We start from the raw sequence: 11,181 nt of genomic DNA on the forward strand, positions 1-11,181 counted from the left end.
GATCGGAATCAGTCCTGCACGGGAATCTTCAATGACGGCAAGGCTGCGGCATGACCGGAGCCGGAATGGCGCGCCGCGCTGTCCGGAGGATCGACCCCTGCTGCGGCAAGCAACACGCGGGCGGCCGCGCGGGCGGCGCGTGCCACCGCCGGGTCGCCGCGCACGAGCGCCGCCGCGATCGCGCCGTCGACAAGGAGCACGAGCTGTAGCGACAGCGTCTCCGGATCGGTGACCTTCAGCCGCATCAAGAGATCGCGGAACCAGATGCGCCGCTGCTCCTTGAAGCCCAATGCAATGCGATTCGCGGCGTGACCGGGCTCTTTCAGTTCTGCCACCGCGTTGACGAACGGACAGCCGCGAAAGCCGCGGTCTGCGAACACGCTCTCCAGCCGCTCGAAATCGCCGAGGATCTGCTCGGCCGGAGGCTGCTCGCTCGGTGGCCGCGGCCGCAGGCGCCGCTCCAGATAGGCGACGATCAACTCGTCCTTCGACGGAAAGTAATTGTACAGCGTGCGTTTGCTGATCCCGATCTCGTCGGCAATCGTGTCGACTCCGGTCGCGCGGATGCCCTGGCCGTAGAACAGCCGGTCAGCCGTATCGAGGATGCGTTCCTGCATTGCGGTCCTGCCCTCGGCGCGCTTCATGGTGCACAGACCTGTGTAATTTTCCTTGACGACAGCCCTGACAATAATTACACAGACCTGTGTAATCAAGTATTGCCCTTGCGGAAGGAGAGCCTCATGGCCGAACAAGAGCCACTCCGCCCCCATCTTCCGATCCTGTTCGGCGCCGCCGTGATGCTCAGCCTCAGCATGGGCATTCGCCAGAGTTTTGGCCTGTTCGTGCAGCCGGTCACCGGCGACATCGCGCTGACGGTTTCGGATTTCACGCTTGCGCTGGCAGTTCAGAATCTCGCTTGGGGGCTGCTGCAGCCCGTCGTCGGCGCGCTTGCCGCACGCTTCCGTTTCCGCCCGATCCTGCTGACCGGTGCGGTCATCTACATCGCGGGGCTGGCCGTGATGGCAACTGCGCACGGCCTGCCGGGAGTCGTGATCGGCGCCGGCATCCTGATCGGCACCTCGCTCGCCTGCACCGCCTCCGCGATGGCGCTCGCCGTATCGGCTCGCGCCGTTCCGCCAGGAATTCGTAGCCTCGTGCTGGGGCTGATCACCGGGGCCGGGTCGCTGGGAGCGCTCGCCTCCGCGCCGCTCGCGCAGAACGTCACGGCCGCCCACGGCTGGCGCATCGGCGTCCTGGCACTGTTGGTGCTGGCCCTCGGGCTCATACCGTCGGCATGGTTCGCCTCGCGCGCCGACCGCATCGCGGTGCCTGCAGCGCCGGCCGGCGACATCGGCGAGGTCAGCGTAACCGCCGCACTGTGCACGGCCCTCGGCCGCGGTTCGTTCCTGATCATGGCAGGGTCCTACTTCGTCTGCGGCATGCAGCTCTTGTTCATCACCACGCACCTGCCGTCCTATCTTCAGATCTGCGGCATGGACCCGATGCTGAGCGCGGAAGCCCTCGGCCTGATCGGAATCTTCAACGTGTTCGGCAGCGTGTTCTTCGGCTGGGCCGGTGGCCGCTGGTCGAAGCGGCTATTGCTCGGCCTGATCTATACGACGCGCTCGCTCGTGCTCGCATGGTACTTCATCGGCCCGCCAACACCGACCTCCACACTGCTGTTTGCTGCGATGATGGGCTTTCTGTGGCTCGGTGTCGGCCCGCTGATTGCCGGGTCCGTTGTGGAGATGTTTGGGCTGCGCTGGCAGGCCATGGTGCAGGGGCTGGCCTTCATGAGCCACCAGCTGGGCAGCTTTCTCGGTGCCTATGGCGGCGGCGTTCTGTACGACGCGCTGGGATCCTATGACCTCGCCTGGCGTCTCGGGGTCGGGCTGGGACTCATCGCGGGCGCCGTGCAGATTATCTCGGCGCTGGCGGTGCCGCGTGTCACCGCTGCACCAGGCGCGACTCCAACCCTCAGAGCACGATGATGCAATCTCCGTGTGATCTCACCTCTGTGCATGACGGCGTCACGATCGCATGGAAGAGCCTCGATGTGGCGAGCGTGAACGGTAACGCGGTGCGCTGCCGCGTCATGCAGGACATTGCCGCCGACTGGCACGTTCACGAACACAGCGACGAACTCTTCTACGTCATGTCCGGCACCGTATGCCTCGATACCGAGCATGGAACGCACGCGCTCAGCGCGGGCCAGCTGTTCGTGGTTACTGCGGGCACGCGCCATCGCGCGCGCGTCGCGGGGCGGGCCACGCTGCTGGTGGTCGACCGCATCCTGCGCTCCGTCTAGCCAGTTTGGAAATGGCGCGCCCGGAGCGTCCGCCCCTCAGCTTCGTAGTCTGATGCTCTATCCAGCTGAGCTGCGGGCGCATGCGCCGGCCATGTCACGCGGCGCCGTTACAATTTTCCATAGACGCGCCCGGCGACCGCCTTCAGGCGCTCGACCGAGCCGGACTCAGGATGCGGCTTGACCGGCGCGAACAGGATCGAAGCCTGCCTGCCGTTCTTCCAGACATAGATGTTGACGGCGTTGCCGTTGCCCTTGGTGCAGGAATGCTCGCCGAACGCTTCACTGCCGAGCTCGGGTATCGCCACATGTTGGCACGGGCCCGTGCGCTTCATCATGCTGATGACGGTGTCGCGCGAGATCGCGATCACCGCGACGGTCATGGTGTTGGCCTCGCGATCGAACATCATGCAGCTGCCCGCGCCGGTCCGCTGGACCGTCAGCGTGCCCTTGTCGAGAAAGCCGTCTGCATCCGCGGCCGTGAGCCACTCGCAATTACCGAACCGCTCGCTGCTCTTGCTCACGTTGGCGATGGCAACGCGCGCGGCTTCGGCGAGCGGCCCGAGCAGCGCGTCGTCGGTACGCCGGCCGATCGGATAGACGCTGATCTGCAGAACGTAATCGCCGGACAGGGCGACGACCGAGGCCTCCTGGCGCTGCGCGCCGGTGGCGCTCGTTCCGCCCTGGCCTTCGTCGCCGATCCCCGCGACTGCGTTAAGCGGCATGCGCTCGCCAAGCGTCTTGACGAAGGTCGCGTACAATTCCCTGGCGCGGTCCTTGTCGGGATTGCGGAACACGGTCAACATCATCGTGTCGCCGCGCCCGCCCTGGTAGATGCAGCCGCGGCCGTCCTGATTTGAAATCAGTGACCATTTGAGCGCCGGCATCGCGCCGGCGAGCTCCTGGGCACTGATGAACGGGCAGGTTTCGGCCGCGCGCACGGGAAGCACCGGGACGGCTGCGATTGCAAGGAACAGGACGAGGCGGGAGAGCAGACGATCGATAGCACGCATTGGACGACTTACTACCGCAAATGGCGCGCCCGGAACGATTCGAACGTCCGACCCTCAGATTCGTAGTCTGATGCTCAAATCAGTGGGGGACGCAACGGGACGGTTGAAAGGGGCCAGTTCTCCGTTTATTCTCGCGAAATGTCCCGCTCCGTTCTGGTCAGTCCCGCTGCATCCCGCAATTCTGTGTCCCCATTGCGTCCCCGCGGGGGCGCATGAAAAAGCTGCTGACGGATGCGTTCTGCCGGGCCATCGAACCTCCGGCTGAGGGCAGGCTCGAGGTTGCGGACATGCGCTGTGCCGGCCTTGTGCTGCGCGTGACAAAGGGCGGTGCTTCATCATGGGGGTTTCGGTTCCGTGATCCGCTCACTAGGCGCACTCTGCGCGCCACCCTGGGCAACTATCCCGACATCGGCTTGGCCAAGGCCCGGTCTGATGCGGAGGACATGCGCAGGCAAGTTGCGGGCGGCGTCAACCCCATCGAGGCGAAGCGAGCGGCAAGGGCGGACGCGGGCTCGCGTGAGTTTTCCGTGCTCGCTGAGCGCTACATGGTCGAGCACGCGGAGCGGCACAAGCGCCCCAGGTCCGTGGACGAGGACCGGCGCAACCTTGATAAGCACGTACTACCGAAGTGGAGAAAGCGCGACTATCGGAAGATCCGGCGCGCGGACTGCATCGAGCTTCTGGAAGGCATTGTTGCGGCCGGCACCCCGACCGCCGCCAACCGCGTTCACTCCCTGATATCGAAAATCTTCTCTTTCGCGGTCGATTGTGACCTGGGGGAAGACAACCCCATGTCGCGGCTGAAGAAGCGCGGTGCGGAGAAGACCGGCAAACGAGTGCTAGACGACGACGAGCTGCGCACGTTCTGGCGGGGAGCGATCGAAAAACCGATATCCCGCCGAACCGGCTTGGCTCTCCGACTAGCGCTTCTGACCGCGGGGCGCGCTACTGAGGTGGCCGGCGCCGCTCTCGCGGAGTTCTCGCACCTCAACCAGGCGAAAGCCGCCGGGTGGACGATCCCTGCCGAACGGGTGAAAAACAAGCGCGATTTCTTTTTGCCGCTCTCGCCCTTGGCTCTGGATGTGGTGAAAGAAGCTATCGCCATCCTTCCGGCTGGGTCGTCGGTCCTATTCCCCTCTCCCAGGTCCAAGGACAGGTCAAAGCCGATCAGCGGGCATGCCCTAACCGTCGCCATGGCCCGGCTTGCAAAGACAATGGACGGCAAGTGGATTGAAGATCCGCCGTCGCCTCACGACCTGCGGCGCACGGTCGAAACCAGAATGTCCGCTCTCGGGATCAAGAAAGAGGATCGAGACGCTTGCTTAAATCACAAGCCGCGCGACGTGGGCTCGGTTCACTATGACATGTATGAGCGCCACAAAGAGAAGCGCGCGGCCTTCAACCGATATGCTCGGGAGATAGCTAGAGTTTTGGCGGAGACGCCGAAGAACCGGCACGGCTAGGGTAGCTCCCGAAAAGCCGGTCCGCACCGGCCTGCCGTGTCGTCACCATGCGGTCTGTCCCCAGCGGAGGGATAACACATGAGCAAGACTGTAGATCACACGCGCGCGCTGCGGCAGACCTCGGAAGGCAAAAGGGTTTATGAGAAAAAACGCGGGCTGCGAGAACTGAAATTTGACGGTGAAGCGGCTGCCTTTTCCGATGACGAACCTGCAAAGAAGGCTCGGTTTCTCATCGGCGCTGCTCAGAGGATCTTAGCTCGCGTTGGAGTACAAAGCTTCGATCAGGTGTTGGAAGATGCCAAGTCTTCTACCGCTAATGATCAGGAGACGAGGGATAGCCACGCTTTAGGAAGCTGGTTGGCGGCTATCATCCACAAGTACGGAGCGTTCTCCCCGGTGACGCTCGCGGCTCAATTCCTCATCAACCAAAGAGCAATCGTCACAAGTTTGGTCTCGCATGTAGAGGGCGCGGAGAAGGACCAAATCCCAGACGAAGTCTACGACCGCTTTGTTGACGGCATGCCAGAGCTTTTCAAATCAGTCTATGCGCTCTGCGATGCTTGGTACTGGTTGAGACTGGAGCTCGAAGGTAACCACGCTCGATTGATCCAGGCGAAGAACGCTGCTGAGGCGCGTCAGAAAGGTGCGAATACCGCTAAAGCGATGGCCACTGAACGATCCGGCATCATCGCAGAAGCTCTTGGAAAGCGTGCTTCGCTGAAGGGCAAGCCGGTATCTTTCATCGCGAAAAACATTCGGTCTGAAGTTGAGGCGGCCTTCAAGGCCGCCGGGATTGAACCAGACGCTGATCAATCTGCGCAGGCATTCGAACGCATGGTGAGACGGGCACTCAGAAAGTAGAATGACAAGCCAGAGCCTTGTCACAACGTTCTCTGACGCAGCTAAGGCTTGTCAGACGCCGCCAGCTTCCGCGGAATCAACGAAGCAGTCAGTTTCGGTGCGTGCCCCGCGATACCGCGGTGGCGCTGTTGAAAAACAGGACGCACCATGCCGACCGATACCGATCAGCACGAGCAAATCTCAAAGCTCGCCTACACCCCCGAGGAGGCCGCCGCCGCCACGGGGCGCAGTCGCACGCGCATCTACAAAGCCCTCAGGGACAAAGAACTGACCGCCCGCAAGGACGGGAAGCGAACTCTGTTCGAGGCAAGCGAGCTGAGGCGTTGGCTTCGAGAGCTACCGGCCATCGGCCGCGAAGCAACCGCCGCCTGAATCCCACCCAAAAGAAAGCCCGGCAGCTCGGCTTTTCCTGGCAGGACAGCGAGCACCGGGCCTTGAGAGGCTTAACGTGCAAACACATAGCAATTTGCTCCACCCAATCCAAGACCTTTCCGGCCTCCCGCTCTTTGACTGGCGCACGGCCGTAGTTCGCGGGCCGGCAACCAAAGCCGGGCAATACCTGCTTTCCAGATATCCAGTTCCACCCGGCCATGCTGACTTGATTGCTGCCCTCGCCGGCATCGGAGGGGCAGCCGAGCGATGACTGATAGGATCAAGATCAAGCTGCCTGACGGCTCCCTGCAAACCTTCGCCGGTCGCGAGGCCTGGACGCTTCGCCATCTCGTCAATGCCGGGCCACGAGGCCTCACCACCATCGACCATCCGGCGCCCCGCTGGAGCCACTACGTCTACAAACTGCGCCGAGCCGGTCTGAATATCTCGACGGACTATGAGGCCCACAAGGGTGACTTTCCTGGCAATCATGGCCGGTATCGGCTCGAGACCGCGGTTGAGGTTATTCCGGTGGAGGGCAAGTCATGAGCCCTCCCCTAATCGTGAGAACGTTGACCGTTTGCTGTGGTCGTGAAGTGCTCGGCTTTATTCATGAACTCGGGCGCAAACGCTTTTCCGCAACGCTGCCGTCAGGCCGTGAAGTGCCTGGTGTCTTTTCATCGTCCTCCGACGCCGCGCAGGCGATCGACGATGCACGCAAGACAGAGCCGGTTAGCGAGACATTTCCCGAAAAATTCAAAGGAAAGTTTTGAAAATGGGCGCCATCAACAACGCCTTCGCTCGTCCTGAGCGCGTGGATTTTAGTGCGGTGAGCTCGGCGGCTCTCAGCGCCTTGGAAGTCATCGTTCCGAAGTTGCTGCCTGGCGGCTATCGATCCGCAGGGGAATGGGTCTCGCGTAACCCGACGCGCGCTGATGGTCGCCCCGGTAGCTTCAAGGTCAACATGAAGACCGGAGTTTGGAGTGACTTCGCAACGGGAGACAAGGGCGGCGATGCTATCGACCTCGTCGCGTATCTGGAGGGCAAGTCCAAGCTTGACGCGGCGCGCGACCTTCAAAGCCTATTGAACGTGAAGCCGGCCGAGGGATCGTCAACCCTGACCGGCAACATGCGGTCGGCGCCGAGCAAGACGGATAAGGTTGCGGCCGAACCGCGCGACGCGCGTACTGCTCCACCCTCGTTCCCACCTCGCACTCAACCGGATCAGGATGGCAAGCCGCGCTTCGTCGTGGCCGGTGACGAAGGCCCGCGCGTCCGCGACGACGAAAAGCGCCGGCACAGCTATTGCCGGGGCGGCGTCCCCGTCCGGCTGAAGATCCTCCGCAAGGACGGCAACGCTTTCAACGTGTTTCGGGTGACGGACACTGATGGACGGACAGGTTGGCAGTATCGCAAGCCAGAGGGCTTTGAAAACGTGCCCTACTTCGTCGGTGCCGATCCCTTCAGCGGTGATGCGCCGTTGCTTTGGCCGGAAGGCGAAAAGGACGTGGACACTTTAGCGAAAGCGTCATTCAGCGCTTTCACGTTCGGCGGGACTGGCGATGGATTGCCAATGGGCTGCGCGGAGTATGTGCGTGGGCGCCACCTCGTCATCCTGGCCGACAACGATGAGGCTGGCCGGAAGCATGCCGAAGAGAAGGCGGCCCTGGCCCATGGTGTAGCCGCAAGCGTCCGTATTCTGCACTTCCCGGACACGCCCAAGGGCGGCGACGTGTCGGACTGGCTCGCCGGCAAGACCAGCGCGGACCTGGCAGCGTTGATTGAGGCGGCCCCTTATTGGAAGGTCGAAGAGCCAGCCCCGGAAGAGAGGCCGAGCGCTGCGGAGTGCGGTGCCAGCGAGGAACCGCACGAGGAGCACATCGCGGGTCGCGCTGAGCAGAAGAAGCAGTTGCCTATTGGTTACTCGTTCTCCGACCGGGGCTTGATGTGGCAGAATCCCGACGACCTGGACAAGCCCGCAATTTTGATCGCAGGCCACTTCGACATTGTTGCCGAAACGCGGGACGGCGACGGCTCCAACTGGGGCGTGCTGCTGCGTTGGAAGGACCACGACGACCGCGAGCACCAATTTGCGCTGCCGCGTGCCACGCTCGCAGGCGACGGCTCGGAAGCCCGCCGCGCGCTTATGGAGGGTGGGTTTTTCATCGCCCCCAGCCAAACGGCGCGTGGTCTCTTCAACTCGTTCCTGCTCCAGGTCCGCAGCCCCAATCGGGCAAGGGCAACTCAGCGAGTGGGGTGGCACAGCAATTCCTTCGTCCTGCCGGATGACTGCTTTGCGAACGACAAGCGCGACCAGTTGCTGTTGCAGAGCGTCACGGCGCACGAGCATTCGTTCCGGCAGGGCGGCACGCTCGAGAGCTGGCAACAAAATGTAGCTCGCTACGCCAGCGGCAACAGCCGCCTGGTGCTCGCCATCTCCGCGGCATTCGCAGGGCCGCTGGTGGGCCCGTGCTCGTCCGAAGGCGGCGGCCTTCATTTCAAGGGGGCGTCTTCAACGGGCAAGAGCACCGCGCTGCATGTCGCGGGAAGTGTTTGGGGCGGTGGGGATGCAAATGGCTTCGTTCGATCGTGGCGCGCAACAGCCAACGGGTTGGAGGGTGTTGCGCTCAGCCATTCGGATACGCTTCTTTGCCTGGACGAGCTCTCGCAGCTCGCGGCGAAGGATGCCGGCGAAGCCGCCTATATGCTCGCCAACGGGTCCGGCAAGTCGCGCAGCACCCGCGACGGATCGGCGCGCCGAGCGGCAAAGTGGCGTGTCTTGTTCTTGTCCTCTGGAGAAATTGGGCTTGCCGATAAGGTTGCAGAGGACGGGCGCGGGAAACGGATAGCGGCCGGCCAGCAAGTTCGCATCGTCGATATCGCGGCCGATGCCGGCGCCGGGATGGGTATGTTCGAGAACCTACACGGCTTCGAGACAGCGGAAGCACTTGCCCGACATCTACGGACCGCGACGCAGCAGCACTATGGCGTTGCCGTCCGGCATTACTTGGGATCGATCGTTCCCGCGATAGAGGATCTCCGCCGGCAGATTGCGCCGATCATGGCTGCTTTCAGCAGTCAGTTTGTTCCGCGAGGGGCGGACGGCCAAATCGAACGCGTGGCTCAGCGCTTCGCGCTGGTCGCGGTTGGCGGCGAGCTCGCTCAGCAGCGCGGCATTGTGCCGTGGAAGCCGGGCGAGGCCATCGCAGCAGCCGGGAGGTGCTTCAACGACTGGCTGGCTGCACGCGGCGGACACGACGCGGCAGAGGTCCATGACGGCCTCGAGCAGGTCCGTTCATTCCTGCTCGCCAACGGCATGGCCCGCTTCATTCCCGCCTGGGAGGAAGAGCGAGACACGCGCATCCACCCGCGCGACGTGGCCGGCTATCGCCAGAAGGTCGGAGACGGCTGGGACTACTTCGTCACGACCACGGCATGGAAGGAGGAGATTTGCCGCGGCCTCGACGCTCGCCGGCTCGCGGCCACCATGGCGACCAAAGGCTACATGGATGCGCCCGATCCAGCGCGCCGCGCGAAGCATGTTCGCGTTCCTGGGCATGGTCAATTGCGCCTCTACCACATCGTCTCGCAGCTCCTGGAGGACGGCGAATGACGCATAGCTTTCCGGACTTCACCTCTCACGTGCTCGACCTTCTGAAAAATACTGGTCCCAGTGGTCCCACTGGTCCCACCCCAAGCAAGCTATTCATTGAAAAGGAAAAAGCTGGGACCAGTCGCGAAACGAAGGTGGGACCAGTTGATTTTGACTGGTCCCATCACGGCGCAGTGAGTGGTCCCGGCAAATCTTCCGCGGATCAATCACTTAACAAGGGTGGGACCACTGGGACCAGTGGGACCACTAATTTTGCAGGGGGCGAGGATGACGGCGAGAGAGGCGGTGCGCCAGCAGAATGGCATGCAATCTTGGGGGATCTGGAGCGGCGAACTTGCCCCGATTGGATGAGCCCGGAGCGGTGGGACATGCTCCTCGGTGACGCCGGAAACTTCCTGTCTCGGTGGGGGCACGCGGCGCATGCGATGGGTTGGACGGCGCTTGATCTGTACGGGGTTCACCCGCTCGCGCCCGCCGCGCGCTTCGATGTGATGGGGTTTCTGTTCCTGATCCAGGGTGGCGTCGTGCCGTTCATCACGGCCTCGTCGGCATCGATCCATCGGCAAACCGGCGCTCATCTTACATACCGACGCCATCACGCATCCGACGCAGTCCTGCTCACAAAGGTGCTCGCATGAGGGCACCAGAGCATTCCCATTTGAAGGTCCTCACGCCCTACGATCCTCGTGAGGGGATTAGCTTAGCTGCGGCAGCTAAGAGGGCTGGAAAGTCAGAAACAACGATCCGGAACTGGTGCCCTCAGCATGGCCTTGGGCGTCGTGTCGGAGGCGGCGTTTGGGTCGTTAGCCAAGTTGCTCTGGCGATGTTCCTGGACGGCGAAATAGTGGCGCTCGCGGCCTACCATTCCGGCGACCATTCGAGCCCGGCAGTTGCTCAGTACTTTGAACGGTTCGGCTTGCCTGCGCCAAAACCTTCTGCAAGCGGGGGCAGAGCGGACATGCGCCGGCAGATTCGCGAAGACCGCCCGTGAGCCGGAACGGACCTCGTCAAGCGAACGCACCCGTTGCAGACGATCTGTACAACGCGTACCGTCGCCGATGCCGATGCAAGGAACCCCAATGACTGATCGAGAAAAGATTCTAATTGCGCTTCGCGAAAAGCCTCTGAAGGCTTTCGAAATCATGAAGCGCGTGAACATAAAGCATCAGGACGACTGCCAATCGCTCCTGTTGAAGATGCGTGACGACGGCGTCGTAAAGTTCGATATTCACAAGGGACATTGGCTCGCTGCGTGACAACGTTCGCTTGATCACCGGCGGCTGGTAGAGTTGCTTCCAAGTTCCTTTCATCGGAGAGAACGACTAGCCGCCTTCGGGCGGCTGTTCTCTTTTGTGCGGCGGCTGTCTGTCCACCGACGCTGACGATGTCCGCTCATCGAGGAGGACCGGAAGTGCGCGGCTGATCGCCAAACCGACGCGATTGACCCATTGGAGACATCACAGTTGCGTTCTCGGCTCTGTTGTGTAGAACAACCACGGGTGCTCGCTGCATGAAGCAGTGACAGGTTAAGCGATGGTCGGGCCGCCACGCAGG

At 62.6% G+C, this 11,181-nt stretch carries 12 protein-coding genes and 1 tRNA gene; 10 read left to right on the top strand and 3 right to left on the bottom strand.

What is annotated here, in order from left to right:
- Positions 1–8 precede the first annotated feature (8 nt).
- A complete protein-coding gene (locus ACXJMY_RS17700; RefSeq protein ID WP_456620617.1) occupies positions 9–752 on the bottom strand; it encodes a TetR/AcrR family transcriptional regulator in 744 nt (247 codons plus the stop codon).
- On the opposite strand from ACXJMY_RS17700, the gene ACXJMY_RS17705 reads away from it, so the two are divergent.
- Positions 741–1,991, top strand: a complete 1,251-nt coding sequence (locus tag ACXJMY_RS17705; protein ID WP_456620618.1) for an MFS transporter — start codon at positions 741–743, stop codon at positions 1,989–1,991. The two genes, ACXJMY_RS17700 and ACXJMY_RS17705, sit on opposite strands and share 12 nt — an antisense overlap.
- Complete coding sequence (locus tag ACXJMY_RS17710; protein WP_456620619.1) at positions 1,991–2,308, top strand: cupin domain-containing protein; 318 nt, start codon at positions 1,991–1,993, stop codon at positions 2,306–2,308. Before ACXJMY_RS17705 ends, ACXJMY_RS17710 begins: the two co-directional genes overlap by 1 nt.
- Positions 2,309–2,320: 12 nt before the next feature.
- Here the strand turns inward: ACXJMY_RS17710 and ACXJMY_RS17715 are convergent.
- Positions 2,321–2,388, bottom strand: a tRNA-Arg gene (locus ACXJMY_RS17715).
- Positions 2,389–2,415: 27 nt separating this feature from the next.
- Positions 2,416–3,318 carry a hypothetical protein gene (locus ACXJMY_RS17720; RefSeq protein WP_456620620.1) on the bottom strand — a complete coding sequence of 301 codons (903 nt, stop codon included), beginning with the start codon at positions 3,316–3,318 and terminating at the stop codon, positions 2,416–2,418.
- A gap of 212 nt (positions 3,319–3,530) precedes the next feature.
- On the opposite strand from ACXJMY_RS17720, the gene ACXJMY_RS17725 reads away from it, so the two are divergent.
- The 8 genes from ACXJMY_RS17725 to ACXJMY_RS17760 all read left to right on the top strand — a co-directional run bounded on the left by ACXJMY_RS17725 (position 3,531) and on the right by ACXJMY_RS17760 (position 10,883).
- Positions 3,531–4,781 (top strand): tyrosine-type recombinase/integrase, encoded by a 1,251-nt coding sequence (locus tag ACXJMY_RS17725; RefSeq protein ID WP_456620621.1) that lies wholly within the window; start codon positions 3,531–3,533, stop codon positions 4,779–4,781.
- Positions 4,782–4,859: 78 nt separating this feature from the next.
- Entirely contained in the window at positions 4,860–5,642 is a 783-nt protein-coding gene (locus tag ACXJMY_RS17730) for a hypothetical protein (protein ID WP_456620622.1), read from the top strand.
- A gap of 147 nt (positions 5,643–5,789) precedes the next feature.
- Positions 5,790–6,014 (top strand): helix-turn-helix domain-containing protein, encoded by a 225-nt coding sequence (locus tag ACXJMY_RS17735; RefSeq protein WP_456620623.1) that lies wholly within the window; start codon positions 5,790–5,792, stop codon positions 6,012–6,014.
- A gap of 267 nt (positions 6,015–6,281) precedes the next feature.
- Entirely contained in the window at positions 6,282–6,563 is a 282-nt protein-coding gene (locus tag ACXJMY_RS17740; protein WP_456620624.1) for a winged helix domain-containing protein, read from the top strand.
- Positions 6,560–6,787 (top strand): hypothetical protein, encoded by a 228-nt coding sequence (locus tag ACXJMY_RS17745; RefSeq protein WP_456620625.1) that lies wholly within the window; start codon positions 6,560–6,562, stop codon positions 6,785–6,787. The genes ACXJMY_RS17740 and ACXJMY_RS17745 overlap by 4 nt, the downstream gene beginning before the upstream one ends.
- Before the next feature lie 2 nt (positions 6,788–6,789).
- Positions 6,790–9,627, top strand: a complete 2,838-nt coding sequence (locus ACXJMY_RS17750) for a DUF927 domain-containing protein (RefSeq protein ID WP_456620626.1) — start codon at positions 6,790–6,792, stop codon at positions 9,625–9,627.
- Positions 9,628–9,995: 368 nt separating this feature from the next.
- Positions 9,996–10,265, top strand: coding sequence for a hypothetical protein (locus ACXJMY_RS17755; RefSeq protein WP_456620627.1), 270 nt, complete (start codon positions 9,996–9,998; stop codon positions 10,263–10,265).
- Between the two features lie 441 nt (positions 10,266–10,706).
- Complete coding sequence (locus ACXJMY_RS17760) at positions 10,707–10,883, top strand: hypothetical protein (RefSeq protein ID WP_167771117.1); 177 nt, start codon at positions 10,707–10,709, stop codon at positions 10,881–10,883.
- The last annotated feature ends 298 nt before the right edge of the window (positions 10,884–11,181 follow it).

The organism is Bradyrhizobium sp. P5_C12, assembly GCF_054049735.1.

What these genes read in the sequence shown, in the direction of transcription:
- ACXJMY_RS17705 (WP_456620618.1), top strand. Translation starts at nt 741, where the DNA reads ATGGCCGAACAAGAGCCACTCCGCCCCCATCTTCCGATCCTGTTCGGC.
- ACXJMY_RS17710 (WP_456620619.1), top strand. Translation starts at nt 1,991, where the DNA reads ATGCAATCTCCGTGTGATCTCACCTCTGTGCATGACGGCGTCACGATC.
- ACXJMY_RS17720 (WP_456620620.1), bottom strand. Translation starts at nt 3,318, where the DNA reads ATGCGTGCTATCGATCGTCTGCTCTCCCGCCTCGTCCTGTTCCTTGCA.
- ACXJMY_RS17725 (WP_456620621.1), top strand. Translation starts at nt 3,531, where the DNA reads ATGAAAAAGCTGCTGACGGATGCGTTCTGCCGGGCCATCGAACCTCCG.
- ACXJMY_RS17730 (WP_456620622.1), top strand. Translation starts at nt 4,860, where the DNA reads ATGAGCAAGACTGTAGATCACACGCGCGCGCTGCGGCAGACCTCGGAA.
- ACXJMY_RS17735 (WP_456620623.1), top strand. Translation starts at nt 5,790, where the DNA reads ATGCCGACCGATACCGATCAGCACGAGCAAATCTCAAAGCTCGCCTAC.
- ACXJMY_RS17740 (WP_456620624.1), top strand. Translation starts at nt 6,282, where the DNA reads ATGACTGATAGGATCAAGATCAAGCTGCCTGACGGCTCCCTGCAAACC.
- ACXJMY_RS17745 (WP_456620625.1), top strand. Translation starts at nt 6,560, where the DNA reads ATGAGCCCTCCCCTAATCGTGAGAACGTTGACCGTTTGCTGTGGTCGT.
- ACXJMY_RS17750 (WP_456620626.1), top strand. Translation starts at nt 6,790, where the DNA reads ATGGGCGCCATCAACAACGCCTTCGCTCGTCCTGAGCGCGTGGATTTT.
- ACXJMY_RS17755 (WP_456620627.1), top strand. Translation starts at nt 9,996, where the DNA reads ATGCTCCTCGGTGACGCCGGAAACTTCCTGTCTCGGTGGGGGCACGCG.
- ACXJMY_RS17760 (WP_167771117.1), top strand. Translation starts at nt 10,707, where the DNA reads ATGACTGATCGAGAAAAGATTCTAATTGCGCTTCGCGAAAAGCCTCTG.